This window comes from Shewanella sp. MR-4, assembly GCF_000014685.1.
In the GTDB taxonomy this organism is placed as follows: Bacteria; Pseudomonadota; Gammaproteobacteria; order Enterobacterales; family Shewanellaceae; genus Shewanella.
This window is the reverse complement of record NC_008321.1, coordinates 452,975-475,346: the sequence shown is the minus strand read 5'-3', so window position 1 is coordinate 475,346 and position 22,372 is coordinate 452,975. Positions and strand designations below refer to the sequence as shown.

The 22,372-nt window shown below is 45.3% G+C and carries 22 protein-coding genes; 15 read left to right on the top strand and 7 right to left on the bottom strand.

The window, feature by feature from the left end; translation table 11 throughout:
* Nucleotides 1-8: 8 nt before the first annotated feature.
* The 3 genes from pdhR to ampD form a co-directional block, all read right to left on the bottom strand.
* Nucleotides 9-761, bottom strand: coding sequence for a pyruvate dehydrogenase complex transcriptional repressor PdhR (gene pdhR / locus SHEWMR4_RS02270; RefSeq protein ID WP_011070781.1), 753 nt, complete (start codon nucleotides 759-761; stop codon nucleotides 9-11).
* A 637-nt stretch (nucleotides 762-1,398) separates the two neighbouring features.
* Nucleotides 1,399-2,250 (bottom strand): beta-lactamase regulator AmpE, encoded by an 852-nt coding sequence (gene ampE / locus SHEWMR4_RS02265; protein ID WP_011621229.1) that lies wholly within the window; start codon nucleotides 2,248-2,250, stop codon nucleotides 1,399-1,401.
* A gap of 80 nt (nucleotides 2,251-2,330) precedes the next feature.
* Complete coding sequence (gene ampD / locus SHEWMR4_RS02260) at nucleotides 2,331-2,870, bottom strand: 1,6-anhydro-N-acetylmuramyl-L-alanine amidase AmpD (protein WP_011621228.1); 540 nt, start codon at nucleotides 2,868-2,870, stop codon at nucleotides 2,331-2,333.
* A 250-nt stretch (nucleotides 2,871-3,120) separates the two neighbouring features.
* Between ampD and nadC the strand changes: the two genes are divergently transcribed.
* The 3 genes from nadC to SHEWMR4_RS02245 all read left to right on the top strand — a co-directional run bounded on the left by nadC (nucleotide 3,121) and on the right by SHEWMR4_RS02245 (nucleotide 7,002).
* Nucleotides 3,121-3,999, top strand: coding sequence for a carboxylating nicotinate-nucleotide diphosphorylase (gene nadC / locus SHEWMR4_RS02255; protein ID WP_011621227.1), 879 nt, complete (start codon nucleotides 3,121-3,123; stop codon nucleotides 3,997-3,999).
* A 61-nt stretch (nucleotides 4,000-4,060) separates the two neighbouring features.
* A complete protein-coding gene (locus tag SHEWMR4_RS02250; RefSeq protein ID WP_011621226.1) occupies nucleotides 4,061-5,734 on the top strand; it encodes a PglL family O-oligosaccharyltransferase in 1,674 nt (557 codons plus the stop codon).
* An 896-nt stretch (nucleotides 5,735-6,630) separates the two neighbouring features.
* The gene (locus SHEWMR4_RS02245; protein WP_011621225.1) at nucleotides 6,631-7,002 is read left to right on the top strand and encodes a prepilin-type N-terminal cleavage/methylation domain-containing protein; all 372 of its coding nucleotides are present in this window, start codon (nucleotides 6,631-6,633) and stop codon (nucleotides 7,000-7,002) included.
* 50 nt (nucleotides 7,003-7,052) lie between these two features.
* On the opposite strand, the gene SHEWMR4_RS02240 is transcribed toward SHEWMR4_RS02245, so the two are convergent.
* The gene (locus tag SHEWMR4_RS02240) at nucleotides 7,053-8,405 is read right to left on the bottom strand and encodes an O-antigen ligase family protein (RefSeq protein WP_041408676.1); all 1,353 of its coding nucleotides are present in this window, start codon (nucleotides 8,403-8,405) and stop codon (nucleotides 7,053-7,055) included.
* 152 nt (nucleotides 8,406-8,557) lie between these two features.
* Between SHEWMR4_RS02240 and pilB the strand changes: the two genes are divergently transcribed.
* The 8 genes from pilB to SHEWMR4_RS02200 all read left to right on the top strand — a co-directional run bounded on the left by pilB (nucleotide 8,558) and on the right by SHEWMR4_RS02200 (nucleotide 15,536).
* Nucleotides 8,558-10,267, top strand: coding sequence for a type IV-A pilus assembly ATPase PilB (gene pilB / locus SHEWMR4_RS02235; RefSeq protein WP_011621223.1), 1,710 nt, complete (start codon nucleotides 8,558-8,560; stop codon nucleotides 10,265-10,267).
* 129 nt (nucleotides 10,268-10,396) lie between these two features.
* Nucleotides 10,397-11,662, top strand: a complete 1,266-nt coding sequence (locus SHEWMR4_RS02230; protein ID WP_011621222.1) for a type II secretion system F family protein — start codon at nucleotides 10,397-10,399, stop codon at nucleotides 11,660-11,662.
* Nucleotides 11,663-11,717: 55 nt separating this feature from the next.
* Nucleotides 11,718-12,644, top strand: a complete 927-nt coding sequence (locus SHEWMR4_RS02225) for a prepilin peptidase (RefSeq protein WP_011621221.1) — start codon at nucleotides 11,718-11,720, stop codon at nucleotides 12,642-12,644.
* Between the two features lie 87 nt (nucleotides 12,645-12,731).
* Nucleotides 12,732-13,349: a dephospho-CoA kinase gene (gene coaE / locus SHEWMR4_RS02220; protein WP_011621220.1), complete on the top strand. Its 618-nt coding sequence runs from the start codon at nucleotides 12,732-12,734 to the stop codon at nucleotides 13,347-13,349.
* Entirely contained in the window at nucleotides 13,342-14,076 is a 735-nt protein-coding gene (gene zapD, locus SHEWMR4_RS02215; protein WP_011621219.1) for a cell division protein ZapD, read from the top strand. Before coaE ends, zapD begins: the two co-directional genes overlap by 8 nt.
* A gap of 122 nt (nucleotides 14,077-14,198) precedes the next feature.
* Nucleotides 14,199-14,408, top strand: coding sequence for a DNA gyrase inhibitor YacG (gene yacG, locus SHEWMR4_RS02210; RefSeq protein WP_011621218.1), 210 nt, complete (start codon nucleotides 14,199-14,201; stop codon nucleotides 14,406-14,408).
* 44 nt (nucleotides 14,409-14,452) lie between these two features.
* Nucleotides 14,453-14,851, top strand: a complete 399-nt coding sequence (gene mutT, locus SHEWMR4_RS02205) for an 8-oxo-dGTP diphosphatase MutT (protein WP_011621217.1) — start codon at nucleotides 14,453-14,455, stop codon at nucleotides 14,849-14,851.
* A 148-nt stretch (nucleotides 14,852-14,999) separates the two neighbouring features.
* Nucleotides 15,000-15,536 (top strand): thioredoxin family protein, encoded by a 537-nt coding sequence (locus SHEWMR4_RS02200; RefSeq protein WP_011621216.1) that lies wholly within the window; start codon nucleotides 15,000-15,002, stop codon nucleotides 15,534-15,536.
* Nucleotides 15,537-15,609: 73 nt separating this feature from the next.
* Here SHEWMR4_RS02200 and SHEWMR4_RS02195 read toward each other — a convergent pair whose 3' ends face one another.
* Complete coding sequence (locus SHEWMR4_RS02195) at nucleotides 15,610-16,536, bottom strand: exopolyphosphatase (RefSeq protein WP_011621215.1); 927 nt, start codon at nucleotides 16,534-16,536, stop codon at nucleotides 15,610-15,612.
* A complete protein-coding gene (gene rhlB, locus SHEWMR4_RS02190) occupies nucleotides 16,537-17,856 on the bottom strand; it encodes an ATP-dependent RNA helicase RhlB (protein WP_011621214.1) in 1,320 nt (439 codons plus the stop codon).
* 152 nt (nucleotides 17,857-18,008) lie between these two features.
* Here rhlB and trxA point away from each other — a divergent pair, with 152 nt between their 5' ends.
* On the top strand, nucleotides 18,009-18,335 hold the full coding sequence (gene trxA, locus SHEWMR4_RS02185) for a thioredoxin TrxA (protein WP_011070766.1): 327 nt from the start codon (nucleotides 18,009-18,011) through the stop codon (nucleotides 18,333-18,335).
* 211 nt (nucleotides 18,336-18,546) lie between these two features.
* Nucleotides 18,547-19,812, top strand: coding sequence for a transcription termination factor Rho (gene rho / locus SHEWMR4_RS02180; RefSeq protein ID WP_011621213.1), 1,266 nt, complete (start codon nucleotides 18,547-18,549; stop codon nucleotides 19,810-19,812).
* A gap of 183 nt (nucleotides 19,813-19,995) precedes the next feature.
* On the opposite strand, the gene SHEWMR4_RS02175 is transcribed toward rho, so the two are convergent.
* Nucleotides 19,996-20,913 carry a LysR family transcriptional regulator gene (locus SHEWMR4_RS02175; RefSeq protein WP_011621212.1) on the bottom strand — a complete coding sequence of 306 codons (918 nt, stop codon included), beginning with the start codon at nucleotides 20,911-20,913 and terminating at the stop codon, nucleotides 19,996-19,998.
* Nucleotides 20,914-21,030: 117 nt separating this feature from the next.
* Here SHEWMR4_RS02175 and SHEWMR4_RS02170 point away from each other — a divergent pair, with 117 nt between their 5' ends.
* A complete protein-coding gene (locus SHEWMR4_RS02170; RefSeq protein ID WP_011621211.1) occupies nucleotides 21,031-22,053 on the top strand; it encodes a zinc-binding alcohol dehydrogenase family protein in 1,023 nt (340 codons plus the stop codon).
* Complete coding sequence (locus SHEWMR4_RS02165; protein WP_011621210.1) at nucleotides 22,050-22,334, top strand: putative quinol monooxygenase; 285 nt, start codon at nucleotides 22,050-22,052, stop codon at nucleotides 22,332-22,334. Before SHEWMR4_RS02170 ends, SHEWMR4_RS02165 begins: the two co-directional genes overlap by 4 nt.
* The last annotated feature ends 38 nt before the right edge of the window (nucleotides 22,335-22,372 follow it).

Sequence of the window (22,372 nt, the reverse complement as noted above, 5' to 3'; positions counted from 1 at the left end):
TCGGGAACTTAAGCGCCACTCTTTAAACGGCGCAAACTTCGCTGCAACCGGCTATCTTCTTCCCGCACAGATAACATCACCTCTTCGATGTAACTTAAGTGTTCATTCGAGGCTTCTCTGGCGGCTTCAGGATCACGACGAACGATAGCAGCGAGCAGAGCACGTCTGTGATCGTTGGCCATAGTGGAGGCTTCTTCGCGGCGGCTTAAAAGCTCCAGGTTTTGCGCCACATTCTTATGCAGCACAGGGGTTAAACTGAGTACGAGATGCAACATAGCCACATTGTGTGACGCTTCGGCGACGGCGCGATAGAAACGCACAATCGCGGCGGCTTGTTGTTCGATATTGGTGGCGGCTTCCACCTCAAGGATCATACGCTTGATATTCTGCATATCGGCGTCTGTGCCACGCAGGGCGGCAAAATAGGCCATCATGCCTTCGGTTGCATGACGGAATTCCAGCAAGTCGTATTGGCTTTCTGGATCGGCAGTCATTAATTCAACGATAGGATCGGCAAGGCTCTGCCAGAGTTGTTCTTTGACATAAGTACCGCCGCCTTGACGGCGCATTAACAGCCCTTTCGCCTCAAGCTTTTGAATGGCTTCACGCAGTGAAGGGCGAGACACTTCAAACTGGATGGCCAGTTCGCGCTCCGGCGGTAATTTCTGACCCGGCTGTAAACTGCCTTCGAGGATCATCTGCTCGAGTTGCGCCATGATCACATCAGAAATTTTTGGCTGATTAATTTTACTATAGGCCATTAGGCACTCAGCTCCGTTGTAAATTGGTCTTACCAATTTTTATGAGTGAGCGCACTTTATCAAATCACACTTTTGATGTCTAGATTGAAAATCGACCTTAAAAGGTGATCACATTCAAAACCGCTCACGATGTGAGAGCATAGCCTAAAAATACCACTATGGGGTCAGACCATTTGACATAGTGAGCCCCTTATCCAATAAGCCACTGAGTAAGAAGTATTTTCACCGAAAGTCACTCGAAAAAACAGTCTGAGAAACCTATTCTGTGAACTCGCCAAAAGGACGTGTTAGGCGCCTCTAAAAACAAAAAAGGAATTGGCCGCACTCGCAAACCAATTCCTGATTAATTCGGGCGTGTTGACGTTTCAGGGTTATTTTTGCAGCAATTTGGCTGGCTTTTATGCAAGGCAAAGTCCGTGCTGTGTAGTTATTCTACATAAACGGACGATAACGCGGCAGAAACGCCAGCCAAATGCAGCCCGAAGGGTTCGCCTGGCAAGCCCTTGCTCTTTGTCACTCGTCATTTGAGTAGAATAACTACACTTCATTCCTCGTTTCGCGAGCACGTGCTTGCCAGAACGAACAAAATCTAATCTCGAAACGTCAACACGCCCTAACCCTAAATAATGAAGATGTGTTAGGTCACTAGGCCAAAAATGGTCAACAGCGACAGCACCGCAACCATCAGCGTAAAGTTGCGTTTACTTAAAACTAATAATGCCAAGGTCGACTGTACACAAACTGGTGCACTCGACTCCTCTGGCAGCGGCTGGGAGGCTAACGCCGTTTCTGTCACCACCCTTCTGGCACTCGCATTGATATTTAAGGCATGGTCACGCCAAGCCGTGAGCCCTTCACTAAACTGACCACTGAGCGCATAGCCAAAGGAAAATATCCGACTCGGGATCCAATCCAGAACGAACATAATGTCGTCAATTAACGGTAAGTTGAGGGATTTTCGCATATTCTCTTCAGCGTAAAAACGCGCGGTGCAATATAAGACTGCGCCAACTGGGCCTAGGAAGATAAAGCATAATGCCACGGCGCCATAGTAGCGATAGTTGATCCAGGCAACACTCTGCCCGACCTTGGCGCCTAAGTCTTTTTCAGACACCGTATCTAAACACTCACTGCAATCTAATTCGGCGGCATAGTGGTAACAGGCTTGCACGTCGGAGCGACACGCCGCCTGCATATACTTTTTAAAGCTATCGCGCTGTTTTTGATGATTAAAGCAAATAATTGCCACTACCACCCACAGGGCGAGAGTTAACAGCCCCCAAAACATGCCTGACGCAACCCAACCTAATATATGCACCACTAAAGCCGGCAGCACTAAAGCGAGCAACATACTGGTACTGGTTAACGAGGCTTTGTCACCAAAAAAAGTCGATTGATAGGATTGCAGCACGCGATCGCTCTGCCACGAGGCGGGAAGGAACTTCAATCGTTCCACAAGAATGGCGACCAGTAATGAAAATAATGCCATCGGTAATACTCCTTGTAAAAAAGCCGGAAACGCTCAGGGTGATGAGAAAATATCTCCCCCTCGCTTGCTCCTCTTTGCTGCTAGCCTAGCGCGGTTAAATACCTTTCCCAGTCGAAGCTTGGTCCTGGATCCGTCTTGCGCATCGGTGCAATGTCACAATGCCCCACAATCCGCTGCGCTGTTAATGCGGGATACTGCGCCAATAAGGCTAGAGTCAACTCTGTAAGCTGCTGATATTGGGCCGCAGTATAGGGCTCAGTATCTGTGCCTTCAAGCTCGATACCGATAGAGAAGTCATTACAATTTTCCCTTTCGCCATAACGAGATACACCTGCGTGCCAGGCTCTATCTTCGCAACTGACATACTGCACACATTCACCATCGCGTCGAATTAAAAAATGTGCTGACACTTGCAGCCCCGCTAAATCGGCGAAACGATCATCGGCCTCAGTATCTAAACACCCTTGAAATAATTGATCAATATAGGGAAGTCCAAAGCATCCCGCTGGCAGGCTGATATTGTGGATCACCAACAGGCTAATTTCCCCAAATGGGCGACGGTTAAAATGCGATGACTCACAGCGTCGAGCCGAGGAAAACCATCCGGCATCAAAGCGCATAAGCTCTTCCTATATTACAGGCATAATGCCACTACTCTAACAGCATTAAGTGACTGAATATATGCAATTCAATGACAAAGGTTAAATAACCAGCCACGCCCCAAATCATCATCAGTTAGCACGATAATCTCAATCGGCCCACTCCCTGTGACTTTTTATCACCCGCACTAGGTGGTAATCTTAGCCCTAAATGCAAGCAAGCAATTTCAAGCACGCCATCTGTGGCATGCAAGAATGCAAGGACCCAATCATGCTAGAGAACGATATTCGCCACGCCGTAAAAACCGCCCTCAATGAAGACCTTGGTGGAACCGAGATCAACGAGCACAGCAAAGCCATTGCCTACGGCGATATTACCGCCCAACTTATACCTGTTGATAAATATGCCGAAGCGACCTTAATCACCCGCGAAGAAGGAGTTTTTTGCGGAAAAGCTTGGGCCGAACAAGTCTTCAATCAATTAGGTGGCGAAGTCGCACTGCACTGGCATGTTGATGATGGCGATCTCGTGCTACCAAACCAAGTGTTATGTGAACTATCAGGCCCTGCCCGCACTATCCTTACGGGCGAGCGCACTGCGATGAACTTTATTCAGACCTTGTCAGGAGTCGCGACACTGACAAAACATTATGTGGATAAGTTAGCGGGCACTCACACACGCTTACTCGATACTCGCAAAACCATCCCAGGACTTCGCACGGCTCAAAAATACGCGGTCACCTGTGGCGGCGGTAAAAACCATCGAATCGGTTTGTTTGATGCCTTCTTAATTAAAGAAAATCACATTATGGCTTGCGGTGGCATTCGCCAAGCGGTGGATGCTGCGCGCAGCTTGCACCCCAATAAACCCGTAGAAGTTGAAGTCGAATCCCTAGAAGAACTGGCACTAGCGCTAGATTCAGGCACAGATATCATCATGTTAGATAACTTTGACATCACCATGATGGTCGAAGCGGTTGAACTCAATAACCAATACAAAGCTAAAGGCAGCGGCGCCAAACTTGAAGTCTCGGGCAATGTCACCTTAGAGACCCTAGGTGAGTTTGCCAAAACCGGAGTGGATTATATTTCCGTTGGTGCGCTGACTAAGCATCTAAAAGCATTGGATTTATCCCTTAGACTACGATAGTGTTATATAAAAGTTACGAGCCCACAGTTAACACTAAACACTCGGGCTCAAAGGGAATGCCATGACCACCGTACAACGCAGTTTCTATTTTATTTTTGCACTTTTGTTTGCGGCTGGCATGCATTATTACCAATATAACTACGGTGGCGTAGGCCTCACAGCACCTTTCAACTTAATGACGTGGGGCTTTGTATCGATACTAATCGGCTTGGGTCTGTGGCATTGCAGCCAAAATGGTGAGATTTACTACTCCCCCTTATTAGTTGCCACAAGTCTTTTTGTCGCGTCATTATTTATACCTATTCTCTATAGCAACAATGAGCTACTCATCCATAGTACACAACGGCTGATTGGTTTAACTGCAGGTCTTGCATTTCTTTTCAGCTTGTATCAAATCAACTTACCCGTTGAAAAATGGCATAAACTTATCCCATGGATACAGGTTGGTATAATCATTGAAGGAGGGATTTGTTTCACCCAACAGTATGTGTTTCCTGACACAGTATGGATGCAACATAATCCCAACTTGAGACCATCAGGCATTTTTCAGCAACCCAATGTCATATCGACGTTTGCCGTAATGGGTATTGCACTGGCTACCTTCAACTTAGCCTTCAATAAACATACCTCAAAGATTGAGCAATACATCATTAATCTTGCAGGACTGGTTGCGGCCTGGATCATCATGCTTAACACCTCAAGAACCGCAACTATCGCCTTGTTTATCGTTTTAATAGGGACGGCACCATTATTATACCGTCAAGCAAATAGAGCACACCTACGACACTGGTATTATGCCATTCTCCTCGGGCTAGCAATACCGCTAATACTCAACCTAATGGACTCAACATTTAAGCCCCGTGAAATCGTCGAAAACATCAGACCTACCTTATATTTTATTTCTTTAGGTTTAATAGCAAAAAATCTACTCACAGGGGTAGGTTATGGCGGCTTTAGCGTTAATTTTCATCAAGCCCAAGCCGAATACATTGAAACCCACGAGTTTAGTAAAGAACAGTTCGCGAATAATGCAGCCCATCCACATAATGAAGTTTTACTCTGGGGAGTCGAAGGAGGCCTATTGCCCCTTATCTCTTTTGTAATTTTATTTATTTTCGTTGGTTACCGATACTTAGCCTTGGGATGGCGTAAGGGGATTTTTTACTTATCAATTATCTTCCCCGCGGCTTTTCACTCTATGACAGAGCTGCCCTTTTACCATGCTGCAATTGTGTTTATTACATTCACTTTTACAGCTTACATGATTGAAAAATCAGCTTTTATAGAAAAAAAAACCACACTACCCCAAGCCCTAAACTTCAAACTTACGGCATTGATCATCCCCGCTCTAACCCTGTGCTTTACGTTAACAGGATTGCACACCCTTAATCGCCTGCGTCATTTTCAGCAAACAGGCCATAGTGATATGACCTACCTGCAAGAGATCATAAATCCAATAGCAATATCAGAAACTATTGACTATGCTTGGCTTACGTCGCCTTTATTAACAAATCGACAAAATACTGAATCAATAGAACGTTTTATTGCAGCCACAGAGCAAAAATTGAATTACTGGCCAAGAGCTAGACTCTATCAAGATCTTGCTACTGCCTATCAATTGCAGGGGAATCAAGAGCGAGCAAACAGTGTCTACAGAGAAGGCAAACGACTTTTCCCCTTCAATCAAAAATTCAATAGTATAGAGGACAACCTTATTGAGCTTTCTACACCATAAAGCTTGATAGAATAAAATCAATCAACAACATCATTTTATGTATATGGTTAAAGCTCACTCCTTAACACACATTCCACGCTCACACTTCATACGACATAAAATTGACTTAAGCGCAAAACTCGTCAATTAAATATCGTTGCAACAATTTTTTATAACCCATCTCTGCCTATTGCTATTTTTTTATACAAAATAATCATTTCATTAATATTTTTGCTGAAAAATATGTTTCAATTTAGATGACTTTGTACTAACTTTTAGCAAGGTAAATGCGGTGTTATGTCACCCAACCAAAACCTAAACCCAACAACATTAACCTACCCTTATCAATAGCTCGATTGACTTGAACAAGAAGTTCTTTGACTACGGTAACGGCAGAGTAATTGATGGGTTAAATCAACCGATTGTTAAAGCGCCCCCGAGTACATAGGCGCACCTTCGAGCACGCTCGCAAGGCCTGCTCTTTAACTTGCAAAGCTAGCTTTTTAAGTAGCTAAAGGGGAGTAATAACAAGAGGTAATGGTTATGCCATATGAATGAATTGCATAAAATGCTTGACGATTCAATAAGGTATAGCATATACAAGAAACGTTGTTACTAAGTTGTTGCGTAAAAATTGGTATTGATACCGCAAATACTGATATTACAACACTCCTTAGTACTCACAGAGACAGAGGTAGTACTCACAGAGACTGGGATGGTGCTCAATGAAATAGTATTCACTGAGATAACATTCTCTGAAATTCTCTAAAATATAGTTACACCACCGTTTGTTATGTGTTTGTGAGTTAAGTGACATAATGGAGTTCGCTTGATAAACAATCGCTAGGGTGACGACAGGGTAGCTAGTAAGTAAAATTGGCTAATTAATTGTGACACTGCGTAAACTGGAGAGAAACATGAAAGCAACGAACCAAACGTTAAATAAAAAGGCTCAGGGTTTTACTCTGATTGAATTAATGATCGTCGTCGCGATTATCGGTATTTTGGCTGCAATCGCACTGCCTGCGTATAAAGAATACGTCAACAAAAGTAAAATCAACTCCTGCTTAAGCGAAGCCAGTGCTTGGACCAAAGCAGCTTCCGCAGCAGTTATAGGTGAAACAACAGTACCAGACTACAAAGCAGTGTCATGCGCTGACACAAGTACCCCCACCACACCGACAGATCTGGCTTCATTATCAGGTCCAGAAACCTTCACTGCAGAAGATGAGACTGGGACAACAATTACTTGTGATTGGGGTACTGCAACCTGTTCAGCTGGCTCTTAATCAATAGCTAGCATCAATGTGTTAAAGGGCCGCTACTGCGGCCTTTTTGTTCAGTAACTCAGTAACCCATTGACCCAAAATCGCGGAAATAAGGCAGATAATAACTGCGAATGATGATAACTCGCCAATAATGCCCAGCTTAGTAATGAAACGCCCATCACTGCTATCCCCCGCACCAGTGCACTCACCGGATAACACACTGCTGGTAATGGCAGAGCCGTCACCGATACCACAAACACCAACAGTAGTTGCGCAAAGGGCATCACCACCACGCCACTAAACAGTGAATAAATTAATGCCGTAAGCAACGACATTATGATAGGCAACTGATTAACATTCGTTTCTTGCTTCAAACTCGCCAGTAAGTTAGCTAAATAGCTCCCAACCCATAAGATGGTCCCCATACAAACCACGACGCCGTACTCGTATAGTAATTGCATAACAGAATTATGGGGATGAGCATGGGGCAGCGGCTTATTCTCGGCCCAAGCAAATGCCATTGGGCCATGACCCAATAGAAGATGCTCAGATATATTATTAACAACATACATCCACAAGTCTAAACGGCCTGAACTGCCCCCACGAAGATGGGCAAAGTTATCCCCCATGATGAGAATGGGGATGATGACAATAAAAAGTAACCAGAGGGAAATACCTAATAAAATCGCTCGACAAACAACCGCGATTAACGACTTTCGAATATCTGCTCCCAAAAAAAACGATATCAAAACCATCGCACTAATGAGTGAAACCATGGCGCCCCTCGCCTCTGTTTGCAGTAATACCATCCAGTGCAATGAGATTAAAATTAACGACATCACAGAGAACCGCTTCAATTCTGAAGAAAAAAAAGGCAAAAGCAGCAATGGAACCATCATCACCTGCAACTGATTAAAAAATCTAACATTCACATAGCCATAAATAAGCCCGTGAATATTAAATGGCTGTAGTTCAATATAGTGAAAAACTAAAAAAAGCAGATATTTAAGTAACGTAGCAATTGAAATGACGAGCGAAAAAAAATAACAAAAACGATAAACCTGTGAGGTAGACAAACTTCTTAAAACGCTACTAAAACAATATAAGCCAATCAGGCACAATAAGATATTGCCTAACTCAATCCAACTCCAAAACGAATGTTGACTGTATAAAGCTGAAATACTCCCCAGTCCAAAAAAAAAGACTAAAAAAGCAATAGATTGTTTTTTTAGTCGCAACAGATAATGCTCCCTTTTAAAGCTGAGCATTAACACCATAAGCCAAATAAAAGCAATTGCCAAAATTCGCTTTAAATCATATTCATTATTAATTGAAAACACATGATTAACATCAAGAGCGAAGGTAGTCCCTAACAAAAAAAAACTAATTAGCCCAACTAACACAAGATAAGCATAAGCCTTCAATTACATTCCCCATTTAACGATGACTTTTTATCCGCATGACTTGTAGATCCGCGACCAACACCTTGTTAATGTAGCATTAATGTAAGCAACTCCAATGACAAATTTTTAAACCAATGTTACTATTCTAATTGTCATTACACACTGGAGCAGATATGCCATCTACAGGCCTTCATTTAGGTTTATCTACCTTATTTATTCGTAAAGGCCTGCTAAATGAAGAGCAGATGGCGGGCGCTATCGCTAAATCCAGACAGACAAAACAGGCACTCGTTAGCACCCTAGTACAAACTAAGCTGATTTCGGCACGCTCGGTTGCCGAACTTTGCTATGAAGAATATGGCACCCCGCTGCTAGATTTAGCCGAGTTTGAACTCAGTGCCATTCCCGAAGAATTTACCAATAAAAAGCTGATTGAAAAGCACCGCTGTTTACCCTTATTTAAACGCGGTAATCGCCTCTACATTGCGACATCAGACCCTACAAATATTGCTGCACTTGAAGAGTTTCAATTCAGTGCGGGCCTACATGCCGAAGCCATTCTAGTTGAAGAAGATAAGCTCGCTAAAGCCCTCGAAAAGGTACTCGAAGAGGATATTACCAGCCTTGATTTAGGAGGTATGGATGAAGCGGCTTTAGCCGGCATAGAAGTTACCGATACCGATAAACGCCAAGACGAGAATACAAGTGACGGTAGTGATGATGCACCAATCGTCATTTATATCAATAAGATATTAACCGATGCAATTCGTAAGGGGGCATCAGATCTTCACTTTGAACCCTATGAAAAACGCTACCGCATTCGTTTCCGTATCGATGGTATTTTGCATGAAGTCTCCGAACCGCCAATTAGCCTAGCAGGGCGGTTATCGGCGCGCTTAAAGGTAATGTCGAAACTCGATATTGCCGAACGCCGCGTTCCTCAGGATGGCAGGATTAAGATGAAGCTTTCCCGCACTAAGTCCATCGACTTTCGGGTGAGCACATTACCGACGCTCTGGGGCGAAAAAATTGTAATGCGGATATTAGATTCCTCCTCCGCACAGCTCGGCATTGAAAAACTAGGTTATGAACCCGATCAAGAAAAGCTTTACCTTGAGATGCTCGCCAAACCCCAAGGGATGATCTTAGTCACAGGTCCTACAGGTTCGGGTAAAACGGTTTCGCTTTATACAGGGTTAAATATCCTCAATACTGCCGAGCGCAATATCTCTACCGCCGAAGACCCGGTAGAAATCAACCTTGAAGGGGTTAACCAAGTCCATATTAATTTAAAGGCGGGTTTAACCTTTGCTTCAGCGCTACGTTCCTTTTTGCGTCAAGACCCCGATGTCGTTATGGTGGGAGAAATCCGCGACCTTGAGACCGCCGAAATTGCCATTAAAGCCGCGCAAACGGGTCACTTAGTATTATCAACACTGCACACAAACTCGGCGGCGGAAACTTTGACCCGTTTAATTAATATGGGTGTACCTGGTTACAATATCGCCAGTTCAGTGAATCTGATTATTGCTCAGCGTCTTTCTAGACGACTCTGCCCGGAATGCAAGCAAGCAGAGCATATTCCAGAACATGAATTGCAACGTTTAGGCTTTACCGATGAGCAAATCGCTCAAGGCTTTACCACCTATAAACCTGTAGGTTGTGAGCATTGTTCTGGCGGATATAAAGGACGGGTGGGTATTTACGAAGTAATGAAAATGTCCGATGAAATCGCTCGTACAATTATGGAAGGCGGCAATTCATTACAAATTGCCGAGCAAGCCAAAGCACAGGGGATGCGTGATCTGCGTCAATCGGGCCTTCTTAAAGTTATCCAAGGGGTAACCAGTATTGCCGAAGTAAACCGAGTCACAAGTTTTTAAAACGCATAGTTATTTGGCTACGCTACATAGCTCGCTGAACGGTTTTATATAACCACTTTTTATTTCGCTATGTATACTAATCTAGTGACAATAAACTCATAGCTAATTAATGCCTAATAGGGACTATCTATGGCTACGGCAACGACAGTAAAAAAGCCTCGTGCCAAAAAGAACGAGCAAAAAAGCCAACCTAAGATCTATACCTTTGAGTGGAAGGGCTTAAACCGTGATGGCAAAAAAACCGGTGGCGAATTAAAAGGCACCAGTGTCGCCGAGGTGAAAAGTCAGCTTAAGCTCCAAGGGGTAAACCCTAAAGTTGTACGCAAAAAAGCATCACCTCTTTTCGCTCACAATCCCGATATCAAACCTATGGATATCGCCATGGTAACACGCCAAATAGCGACTATGCTGGCAGCAGGTGTCCCCTTAGTCACCACAATAGAAATGCTCGGCCGCGGCCATGAAAAGCAAAAAATGCGCGAGTTACTCGGTACTATATTGTCAGAAGTACAATCGGGTATTCCACTATCAGACTCACTACGCCCCCATAGACGTTATTTTGATGATCTCTACGTCGATCTTGTCGCAGCGGGTGAACATTCAGGCTCTCTTGATGCAGTGTTTGACCGAATTGCAACATACAGAGAAAAAGCCGAAGCCTTAAAGTCGAAAATTAAAAAGGCGATGTTTTACCCTGCCGCAGTCGTTGTGGTAGCGATAGCAGTAACAACACTGCTTCTGTTGTTTGTTGTACCGCAATTTGAATCAATTTTTGCAAGCTTTGGTGCAGAGCTTCCAGCTTTTACCCAGATGATCGTTGGCATTTCGCGTTTTTTACAGAGTTCTTGGTATATATTCTTCGCAGCCATAGCTATCAGTATCTGGTTATTTGTCCGTGCCCACCGCAATTCACAAATGTTTAGGGATCGAATAGATGAACTTGTGCTTAAGATTCCCATTATCGGTGAGATATTGCATAAAGCAGCCATGGCACGATTTTCCCGCACCTTAGCCACCACCTTTGCGGCAGGGGTGCCTTTAATCGATGGTATGGAGTCAGCTGCCGGCGCCTCTGGCAACGCGGTTTATCGATCGGCACTATTGAAAGTACGCCAAGAAGTGATGGCTGGGATGCAGATGAACGTCGCCATGCGTACCACAGGGCTTTTCCCCGATATGCTGATCCAAATGGTGATGATCGGTGAAGAGTCTGGCTCACTCGATAGTATGCTCAATAAAGTAGCCAATATTTATGAAATGCAGGTCGATGATGCCGTTGATGGCTTATCAAGCCTTATCGAGCCCATTATGATGGTAGTCATTGGCATCTTGGTCGGCGGTTTGATTGTCGGTATGTATCTACCGATTTTCCAAATGGGTAATGTCGTAGGTTAAGCTTAACGCAGCGAACCCAACTAACTGATTTAATGAGTAAGAATAAGAACCACTAATGTCAGACTTTATTTCTCTTTTAAGCCACTCTCTTGCGCAGAGTCCTTGGCTATTTATTGCGTTAAGTTTTGTGTTTGCTGCCACTATTGGTAGCTTTTTAAATGTCGTCATTCACCGCTTTCCGGTAATGATGAAGCGCGAATGGCAACAGGAGTGTAATCAATATCTGCAAGAATACCATGTAGATGTGGTAAAGCAGATTGGTATCGAAAAGCTCAATAAGCCGATAGATACTTACCCTGAAAAATACAATCTAGTAGTACCAGGTTCCGCCTGCCCTAAATGTAAAACCGCAATCAAACCTTGGCATAATCTGCCGATTGTGGGCTGGTTAATGCTCAGAGGAAAATGCGCTGCCTGCGATGCACCAATATCCTCACGCTATCCAATTATTGAGTTAGTAACAGGGTTACTCGTTGCAACGCTCGCTTGGCATTTTGGTCCTAGCTGGCAATTTGTGTTTGCTGCGGTATTAACCTTTGTATTGATTGCATTAACGGGTATCGATCTGGATGAGATGCTGCTTCCCGACCAGATGACCCTTCCACTCCTATGGCTAGGATTACTCATTAACCTCAATCATACCTTTACCACGCCAACCGATGCCGTTATAGGCGCTGCAGCGGGCTATTTGAGTCTCTGGTCGGTGTTTTGGCTGTTTAAGCTACTCACAGGTAAGGAAGGCATGGGGTATGGCGACTTTAAACTGCTCGCCGTATTTGGTGCATGGCTGGGTTGGCAGATGCTCCCCCTAGTCATTTTACTGTCCTCTTTAGTTGGTGCCCTTGTTGGCATCACGCTCATCGTGCTCAAACGTAATCAGCTCGCAAACCCTATTCCCTTTGGGCCTTATATTGCCGCCGCTGGGTGGATAGCATTGATATGGGGACAACCCATAGTCGATTGGTATCTAAGTACGCTATAAAAACTGGATGCGCCTCTTTAATCTTTAGCGCCTAGGTTGTGCGGGATAGTCCGAATCGATGAAGATCATCATCTATACGAGAATCTTATGTCCAAATTTGTCGTAGGCCTAACGGGTGGCATTGGTAGCGGTAAAACTACCGTTGCCAATTTATTTGCCGAAGAAGGTGTCGATTTAGTCGATGCCGATGTAGTCGCTCGCGAAGTGGTCGCGAAAGGCTCAAAAGGACTTCAAGCAATTATCGCTCACTTCGGCACTGAAATATTAACCGAGACTGGTGAGCTTGACCGCGCAAAACTGCGGCAACGGGTTTTTAGCAATGAGCAAGAACGCCAATGGTTGAATCAGTTGCTCCACCCTATGATCCGCCAAGAAATGCTTTTTCAAGTTGAAAATGCCACCTCAGACTATGTAATTATGGTTGTGCCCTTGCTATTTGAGAACGGGTTAGATAGGTTAGTCAATCGGACTTTAGTGGTGGATATTTCGCCGGAGTTGCAAGTAAGCCGTACCGTAAATCGGGACAATGTGGACGCCACTCAGGTAAATAACATCATTAATAGCCAATGTAGTCGCGGTGACAAACTCGCTAGAGCCGACGATATTATTGATAATCAGGGAGAGATATCAAAACTAAAGCAAGAGGTGCAAGCATTGCACCAACGCTATTTACAATTATCCGGTAATCATAACGCCCATGACTGACTTAGTTTACGAACAGCCATTAAATGAGAAGATTCGCAGCTATTTGCGCCTCGAATATCTCAATAAACAGCTCGGTAATAATCTAAATCACGACCACCAGCATAGATGTTTCTACCCTCTTTTCTCCCTGTGCGAATTATCCGAGCGTTGCGATTATCGCAATGAAGTCCTTAAAGATATCGAGCGCAATCTGCTACAACTGGGTAAATGGCAAGAGCTTGACCATGTCGATAGCGAACAGATTGAGTTTTACATTCAATCATTGACGCAAGCCAGAGAGCAATTACAACGCCCTGAGCGCTGTGGTAGTCAACTCAAACAAGACCGCTTTCTCTCTGCCTTGCGACAGCGTTTTGGCATGCCAGGCGCCTGCTGCAACTTCGACCTTCCCCAACTGCATTTTTGGCTTGCTAAACCTTGGGAAGAAAGACAACAGGACTACCAAGCTTGGATCAGCCATTTTGATCCCCTTCTCACTCCCATCACGCTTTTACTCCAACTTACCCGCAGCACCGCCCATTTCGATAATGCCACCGCACACGCTGGTTTCTACCAGGGAGATAGTGCTCAAGCACTCTCACTAGTAAGAGTCAGAGTCGATGCCGCCCACGGCTGCTACCCCACCATCAGTGGTCATCGAAATCGCTACGCTATCCACTTTGTCCAATTCGACCAACAACGCCATTCCGACCGTAGCATCGAATTCTTACTAGCGACCTGTGCCTGAAGCCTTTACACTAACGACTTCTATGTTTCTGCAGAGTTAAGCCGTCACTTGCCGCTCTTGGCACGCTTTGATACTCAGCGATTCCTTTGTTCACTCAGTCGACTGCTAAGGAGAAGTCTATTATGCCATTAACCGTCAACTGTCCTATTTGTAAAACCCCAGTAGAATGGGTACCCCAATCGGAATTCAAACCTTTTTGTAGCGAGCGCTGCAAGATGATTGACCTAGGTGATTGGGCCTCCGAAAAACATGCTATTCCCGTCAAATCTGAGTTTGACCTCGACGCGTTAGATGAACTCGGTTACGACGAAGAGAGTTTCTTTAAAGAATAAGCCTCAATAATTAGCCCGTTTCAGTTCTTTATAAGCAGAATTTTATGACAAAACGCATTCATGTTGCCGTCGGCATTATCCTCAACCCTAGCGGGCAAATCCTACTCGCTAAGCGCCCAGAGCATTTGCATCAAGGCGGCAAGTGGGAATTCCCAGGCGGTAAAGTCGAACAGGGCGAAACAGTCACCCAAGCCTTAATTCGTGAGCTAAAAGAAGAAGTTGCTTTAATCGTCAGCACAAGCGAACCTTTTATGGCGCTAAGCTACGATTATCCCGATAAACAAGTGTTACTCGATATTCACACTGTGAGTGAATTTACGGGAGAGGCGCAAGGGCTTGAAGGGCAACAGATTGCTTGGGTCAATAAACATGAGCTAAGCCAATACGATTTCCCCGATGCCAATAAGCCCATTCTGACCAAATTATTAGAGCAAGCCCAGTAACTAAAACCTGTATTTAGCGGACAAGATTTAGATTTTACATTAGCAAGACGTGATCTGGGTTGCAGCAAATTCATTCGCAACTTTTAGAAAACGCAAATTAGTGTTTGAATGCAATCTCATTATTCTTCTTCGATTTCGAGGGCATATCATGCACAATAACGTTAAAGCATTACTCGCCACGACCGCGTTATTTTTTAGTTGCCAGGTACTGGCAAATGGCGGCTGTGGCTTTGAAGAGCAACAACAGGGCTTGATTGCCACCTGCAGCGAGGAGAAACAAGAAGTGATTTTAACTGGTGTAGTTGAAGCGCAACATTTAGTAAAAGATCTCAATGAGTTTGCAGAGGGCTACAAGAGCTATCAGGTGGATACAGCATCCTTAGCCCCTCTTAAGAACATCGCTGAGCCAACCGAAATCGTGGTCATCATCGGCACTTGGTGCCCAGACTGCCATCGCGAAACACCACGCTTTATTCGCATTATGGAAGAAGTGGCTAACCCCAATATCAAAGTGACTTATATTGGGGTTGATCGCAGCAAGCAAGATCCCGAAGGGCTGGCGGCAAAATACGAGTTTAAGCGTATTCCAACCATTATCGTGCTACAGCAAGGTAAGGAAATTGGCCGTATCGTTGAACGCCCAACCGTCTCGCTCGAAAAAGATTTAGTCGAGATATTAAAGTAATCTCGAGTCGCTAAATATAAAGGCCGCCAAGTGTAAACTTCGCGGCCTTTATTATTTTAAAATGGATTTGAGGTTAAATTGCTTCTTCTAAAATCCGCTGTGCCAGCATGACTAACACGCCCTCACGCAATGCGCCGCCCGATAGCGCCAACTGCTCAATTCCCAATAGTTCAAAGAGCGCGAGTAAAATCGCCACCCCAGCGGCAAATGTCGGTGCGCGTTCGGCGCTTAGGCCGATAATCCCCGCAAGACTCGCATCTTCTTCGGCAAGGATTTCCGCTTTAAGCTGTGTCAGCACGGCTAAGGTAATGGTTTCAGACAACTTACGGTGCATTAAGACTTCGACCACTGATTGCACCGCACCAGAAGCGCCAACGACACAGTGCCATCCTAAGTCTTTTAACCTTTGTCTATGTTCACCTAAGACTTCCAACACTTCCTGCTTGGCATCTTCAAAATCGAGCTCTTGCAACGGAGCGTTGCTAAAGAAACGACGATTAAAAGTCACGCTGCCCATAGGTAAACTAGTCTTAAACTGAACTTGATGACCATCACCGATAATAAACTCGGTACTGGCGCCACCAATATCAATGACTAACCGTCGACCTTGGCCACAAGTAGTCGCCACCATGCCTTGATAAATCAGCTCGGCCTCACGCATCCCCGAAATAATTTCAATAGGATGGCCTAGGAGTGGGATCGCCTTCTGATTAAACTCATCGGCGTTATTGATGGTACGCAGTGTCGCCGTAGCAATCACAGCGACATGATTTGGATGGATCTTATGCAGCGCTAACATTTGAGCAAACATCGCTAGGCAATCTAAGCCACGCTGCATCACTTCCGTAGTTAAATGGCCATCTTCACCAATGCCTTCTGCCAACCTAACCTTACGCTTATATTTAGCAATAATATGTGGCCGACCGCCTTTTGTCTTAGCGATCAGCATATTAAAACTGTTAGAGCCTAAAGTAATGGCGGCATAAGCGGGTGTTGGCATTTACGGCTGTCTACGCGTCCTGTCATGACGAGGTGGACGGCCACCACTGCGATGGGCACCTTGAGGTCGACCAGCTCCAGAGCGCTCACGTAAATTGCGCGCCCCAGCGGGGTGTTTGCGATGAATTTTAACCGGCGGTGGAATATCATCCAGCAGCGCATCACGGTCATAATTACTCACAGGAATGGAGTGATTGATATAGCTTTCAATCGCAGGCAGATTCAGTGCGTATTCTTCACAGGCGAAACTAACAGATACGCCTTTGTTACCCGCACGGCCCGTACGACCGATACGATGAACATAGTCCTCACAATCATCAGGTAAATCATAATTGTAGACATGAGAAACATCGGAGATATGTAGTCCACGTGCAGCAACATCGGTCGCGACCAGAATATCTAGTTGGCCTTGAGTAAATTGCTCCAGGATACGAATACGTTTCTTCTGCGGTACATCACCCGTCAGCAAACCAACGCGATGTCCATCCCCTTCAAGCCAAGACCATAGGTTCTCACAGCTGTGCTTAGTGTTTGAAAAAACAATGGCCTTCTCGGGCCAATCTTCTTCAATCAATGTCAGCAGTAAACGAATTTTATCTTCTTGGGAGGGATAGAAAATTTCTTCTTTGATGTTCTTGGAGGTTTTTTCTTCTGGGGCAATTTCGACTTTCACAGGATCATTCATATGATCATAGGCAAGTTCCTGCACCTTCATCGAAAGTGTCGCCGAGAACAGCATGTTCAGACGCTGATCGGCATTGGGCATACGTCGGAACAGGAAACGAATGTCCTTGATAAAACCGAGGTCGAACATGCGATCGGCTTCGTCTAACACTACGGCTTGGATCGCATTTAAGCTAATAATGCCCTGACGCACATAGTCAATAATACGTCCAGTCGTCCCGATTAAGATATCAACACCTTGATCGAGTACTTTACGCTGAACATCATAACTCTCGCCACCGTAAACAATCCCCACCTTTAAGTGAGTATGCTTGGCAAGTAGAATCGCGTCTTTTGCAATTTGAATCGCCAGCTCGCGAGTTGGGGCCATAATGATGGCGCGCGGCTGATTAAGCTGACGGTTTTCAGGAATTGGCGTCGATAATAAATGGTTAAATGTGGCAACCAAAAACGCCATTGTCTTACCTGTGCCCGTTTGAGCTTGGCCGGCGATATCTTTTGATTGAAGTAATACGGGTAATGATAACGCCTGAATTGGCGTACAAAATTCGAAGCCGTTTTCGGCAAGGGCCTGTTTTACCTCTGGATGTAGAGGAAGGTCGGCAAATTTTTGATTAGATAAATGTGTTTGGCTCATAGCGCAAGCATACCATTTGGGGTTGCAATAAGATACTCGATCGTTTGAAATAGCCACATTGTAAAAAGGTAACTTGAAAAGCTATTTTTCAGCCCCAATATACATGGTAAGCCATTAACAAACCAGCAATGGCAACCAAACTGGAGAACATCATGAGCGATAAAATTATATACCTGAGCGACGACAGCTTCGAAAACGACGTATTAAAGGCCGATTTACCAGTATTGGTAGACTTCTGGGCTGAATGGTGTGGTCCATGCAAAATGATCGCGCCAATCCTTGACGACGTTGCCGAAGAGTACGCAGGTCGTGTAACTATCGCTAAACTAAACGTTGACCAAAACAACGTTTCTCCAGCGAAATATGGCGTTCGTGGTATCCCAACTTTACTGTTGTTCAAGAACGGTGAATTAGCTGCGACCAAAGTTGGCGCACTGTCTAAAACTCAATTAAAAGAGTTTATCGACGCACAAATCTAATTTGTTGTCGCTATGAGTGACCTCCGGCACAAGCTTTAATTAATTGTGCCGGAATACCCCTAAATTTCTGGACGCCCCGCTTTGTTAGTGCTACTTTAATAACCAGATTCTTTCTAACTAAACCACTTCTCGCTCGTCAATCACTATCCTGAATCACAAACTTTACTGATTGATCGCGGTAAGCTTTGTCGCGTAACACAAGATCCCCAACATGAACTTAACTGAATTAAAAGACACGCCGATATCCGACCTAGTCTCGCTAGCCGAAAATATGAAACTCGAAAATATGGCCCGTGCTCGCAAGCAGGACATTATTTTCTCTATTCTTAAAGCCCACGCCAAAAGTGGCGAAGACATTTTCGGTGGCGGTGTATTAGAAATACTCCAAGACGGATTCGGTTTCTTACGTAGTGCAGATGGATCTTACTTAGCTGGCCCTGACGATATTTATGTATCACCAAGCCAAATTCGCCGCTTTAACATGCGAACGGGCGACACCATTTTTGGTAAGATTCGCCCACCGAAAGAAGGTGAACGTTATTTTGCCCTGCTAAAAGTTAACGAAGTTAACTTCGATAAACCCGAAAACTCTCGCAACAAAATCCTCTTTGAAAACTTAACCCCACTCCACGCAGAAGAACGTATGCGTATGGAGCGTGGTAATGGCTCTACTGAAGACATCACTGCCCGTATTCTGGATTTATGCTCTCCTATCGGTAAGGGCCAACGCGGTCTGATCGTCGCGCCACCAAAAGCGGGTAAAACCTTATTACTGCAAAACATTGCTCAGTCAATCACCTACAACAACCCTGAAGTCGTGTTGATGGTACTGCTGATCGATGAACGTCCTGAAGAAGTGACCGAGATGCAACGCCTAGTTCAAGGCGAAGTGATTGCATCAACCTTCGACGAACCAGCCAGCCGTCACGTACAAGTGGCTGAAATGGTAATTGAAAAAGCCAAGCGTTTAGTTGAGCACAAGAAAGACGTTGTGATCCTACTCGACTCTATCACTCGTTTGGCTCGCGCCTACAACACTGTTATCCCATCATCGGGCAAAGTGTTAACTGGTGGTGTGGACGCAAACGCCCTGCACCGTCCTAAGCGCTTCTTCGGTGCGGCTCGTAACATCGAAAATGGCGGCAGTTTAACTATTATTGCTACCGCACTGGTTGATACCGGCTCGAAAATGGACGAAGTGATTTACGAAGAGTTTAAAGGTACTGGTAACCAAGAACTGCATCTGTCACGCAAGGCCGCTGAAAAACGCGTATTCCCAGCGATTGACTTCAACCGCAGTGGTACTCGTCGCGAAGAAAAACTGACCACGCCTGATGAACTGCAAAAGATGTGGATCCTGCGTAAGATCTTAAATCCAATGGATGAAGTCAGCGCAATGGAATTCCTGATCGATAAGCTGGCGATGACTAAGACCAACGAAGAGTTCTTCACCGCAATGAAACGCGCTAAGTCTTAATCCGAGCTCCATCTTCCACGGAAAGCCGCTTAATGCGGCTTTTTTATTGCGCTTTGTTAGCCATTTCTCGAACAGAATCCTCCGACATTAAACAGCCTTTAACGGGGCATAGCCATCGTCGCTTCATCGCTAAACATCAAAGGTTCAAATCAGGTTTGAATTCAAATGGCGTGTAAACTGCGTTTAAGATTTTAAATACACCACCAAGGCACGGCTTAAAGTTTGGGTCTGTTGTCTAAGCATTTCGCGCAGCAATAGCACGACGGGTGTGACATGCTCACGCCCAGGGCACACTAAGTATAGATTAACCGCCTCTCCTCGATATTCAGGCAGCAAGGGCACAAGGCGCCCCGCCATAATATCTTCAGCCAGATCTAGGCTCGATTTAAATACTAAGCCCTTCCCTGCAACTGCCCAGCGGCGTGCAATTTCCGCATCGTTCGCACTACGATTCCCCGTGACGCGGATTTTAAATTCTTGCCCATCCCGTTCAAATTGCCATTGGTCATGGGTTCTATCATCTAACTTATAAAACAAGCAATTGTGTTGAGTTAGCTGCTCTAAGGTTTCGGGTTTGCCAAACTTTGCTAGATATTCAGGCGAAGCACATAACACCCTATCAACAGAACAAATCGGGAAGGCGACCTGATTTGAATCCTGCGGCTTACCGTAACGCACCGCGACATCGATTTTGTCGTGGTAAAAGCTGCTGATGTTATCGCCTAAATGCAAACGTACTTGTAGCTGCGGAAAATCTAACAGGAAGTCATCGAGCCAAGGGACAAATAAGTTGCGCCCAAAGTCGGATGAAACCGATAGGCTCAAGGTGCCAGATATCTTGCCTTTATCGCTGGCGATCGCCTGCTCTCCGAGGGCGAGATCACTTAAGGCACGGCGGCAATGGATTAGATAACGCTCACCTTGGGCGGTTAACCTAAGGCTACGGGTCGTGCGCACAAATAAACTAGTATCAAGCTGTTTTTCTAGGCGTTTAATCGCTGCACTGGCCGAAGCCGCAGAAAGCTCCATCTCGGCAGCCGCTGCAGAAATACTGCCGCAATCGGCAACGCGAACAAATAGTGCGAGATCATTCAGCAGCATGATTTTCAAAAATCCTTTGAAAAAATTACAAAGTTTACCCCGTTTATCTAGGCTTTAATATTCCACACAATAGTTGCCATTGACAAGTACAGACACGAGTCACCATAGAGGAAGAATATGAAAGCCATAGGTTATCAAACCGCGGGAACCATCGATGCACCCAATGCATTACAGAACATCACCTTACCCGAACCAACACCACAAGGTTTTGACCTGTTAGTTGAGGTGAAAGCCATATCCGTTAACCCCGTCGATACCAAAATCCGCATATCAAGCTCAGCTCCAGCAGGGGAATATAAAATCCTCGGTTGGGATGCGGTCGGTGTCGTTAAAGCCGTAGGGGATAAAGTTAGCCTGTTTAAGGTGGGCGATGAAGTCTGGTATGCCGGCGATATTAGCCGCAGCGGCAGCTATGCCGAATACCAGTTAGTGGATGAGCGCGTCGTTGGCCATAAACCTCAAACCTTAAACAATGCCCAGGCTGCCGCCCTGCCACTAACCAGTATCACGGCTTGGGAATTACTGTTTGACCGTTTAGGCTTACCTCAGGATGGCTCGGCCACGAATGCGCGGATTTTGATTATAGGTGCCGCAGGCGGCGTAGGTTCTATCATCACTCAGCTTGCGGTCAAACTGACAGGCGCCGAGGTGATTGGCACGGCATCACGCCCAGAATCTGCCGCTTGGGTGAAAAAGTTAGGCGCTAATCAGGTTATCAATCACCAACAGCCACTCTCGCAGGAACTGGCAAAGTTGGATATTGCCGATGTCACCCATGTGATTAGCCTGACCCAAACCGATAAACATTTTGACGAAATCGTAAAAGTCCTCAGACCGCAAGGCAAGCTGGCGCTGATTGACGATCCTGTCGGCCCCTTAGATGTAATGAAACTTAAGCGTAAAAGCCTGTCACTACATTGGGAACTTATGTTTACCCGCAGCCTGTATCAAACTGAAGACATGATTGCCCAGCATCACCTGCTGAATCGTATCGCCGAACTTATCGATGCAGGCACACTCCAAAGCACCTTTGGTGAACATTACGGCACCATCAATGCACAGAATTTGCTAAAAGCCCATACCCAAATAGAGTCGGGCAAAGCGATTGGGAAAATTGTGCTGGAAGGATTTAGCCAATGAAAATCACGGTTTTTGCGCAAGTCCAAGCACATTCGGGCCAAAGCGATGCGTTGTTTAGGGTGCTCAAACAGTTGGTGAGTGATACCCGCACTGAGGCAGGTTGCATAGAATACACACTGCATAATGCCTTAGATGATGCCAACCAATTTTGGGTGTATGAAGTGTGGCAATCCCAAGCTGCACTGGACGAACATATGGCAAGTCCGCACTTTAATACTTTTTTAGCGGCCTCAGAGGGATTGGTTAAGCAGGTTAATATTCATAAGACTTATGCCTGTTAAGACCCACACATAAAAAGCGCCTACGAAGGCGCTTTTTA

Coding starts and splice junctions, on each gene's coding strand:
- ampE (WP_011621229.1), bottom strand. CDS start 2,250: ATGGCATTATTTTCATTACTGGTCGCCATTCTTGTGGAACGATTGAAG.
- SHEWMR4_RS02245 (WP_011621225.1), top strand. CDS start 6,631: ATGAAAGCAACGAACCAAACGTTAAATAAAAAGGCTCAGGGTTTTACT.
- pdhR (WP_011070781.1), bottom strand. CDS start 761: ATGGCCTATAGTAAAATTAATCAGCCAAAAATTTCTGATGTGATCATG.
- SHEWMR4_RS02170 (WP_011621211.1), top strand. CDS start 21,031: ATGAAAGCCATAGGTTATCAAACCGCGGGAACCATCGATGCACCCAAT.
- nadC (WP_011621227.1), top strand. CDS start 3,121: ATGCTAGAGAACGATATTCGCCACGCCGTAAAAACCGCCCTCAATGAA.
- SHEWMR4_RS02195 (WP_011621215.1), bottom strand. CDS start 16,536: ATGCCAACACCCGCTTATGCCGCCATTACTTTAGGCTCTAACAGTTTT.
- SHEWMR4_RS02165 (WP_011621210.1), top strand. CDS start 22,050: ATGAAAATCACGGTTTTTGCGCAAGTCCAAGCACATTCGGGCCAAAGC.
- yacG (WP_011621218.1), top strand. CDS start 14,199: ATGCCATTAACCGTCAACTGTCCTATTTGTAAAACCCCAGTAGAATGG.
- SHEWMR4_RS02250 (WP_011621226.1), top strand. CDS start 4,061: ATGACCACCGTACAACGCAGTTTCTATTTTATTTTTGCACTTTTGTTT.
- rhlB (WP_011621214.1), bottom strand. CDS start 17,856: ATGAGCCAAACACATTTATCTAATCAAAAATTTGCCGACCTTCCTCTA.
- zapD (WP_011621219.1), top strand. CDS start 13,342: ATGACTGACTTAGTTTACGAACAGCCATTAAATGAGAAGATTCGCAGC.
- pilB (WP_011621223.1), top strand. CDS start 8,558: ATGCCATCTACAGGCCTTCATTTAGGTTTATCTACCTTATTTATTCGT.
- rho (WP_011621213.1), top strand. CDS start 18,547: ATGAACTTAACTGAATTAAAAGACACGCCGATATCCGACCTAGTCTCG.
- coaE (WP_011621220.1), top strand. CDS start 12,732: ATGTCCAAATTTGTCGTAGGCCTAACGGGTGGCATTGGTAGCGGTAAA.
- trxA (WP_011070766.1), top strand. CDS start 18,009: ATGAGCGATAAAATTATATACCTGAGCGACGACAGCTTCGAAAACGAC.
- SHEWMR4_RS02200 (WP_011621216.1), top strand. CDS start 15,000: ATGCACAATAACGTTAAAGCATTACTCGCCACGACCGCGTTATTTTTT.
- SHEWMR4_RS02225 (WP_011621221.1), top strand. CDS start 11,718: ATGTCAGACTTTATTTCTCTTTTAAGCCACTCTCTTGCGCAGAGTCCT.
- SHEWMR4_RS02175 (WP_011621212.1), bottom strand. CDS start 20,913: ATGCTGCTGAATGATCTCGCACTATTTGTTCGCGTTGCCGATTGCGGC.
- ampD (WP_011621228.1), bottom strand. CDS start 2,870: ATGCGCTTTGATGCCGGATGGTTTTCCTCGGCTCGACGCTGTGAGTCA.
- SHEWMR4_RS02230 (WP_011621222.1), top strand. CDS start 10,397: ATGGCTACGGCAACGACAGTAAAAAAGCCTCGTGCCAAAAAGAACGAG.
- mutT (WP_011621217.1), top strand. CDS start 14,453: ATGACAAAACGCATTCATGTTGCCGTCGGCATTATCCTCAACCCTAGC.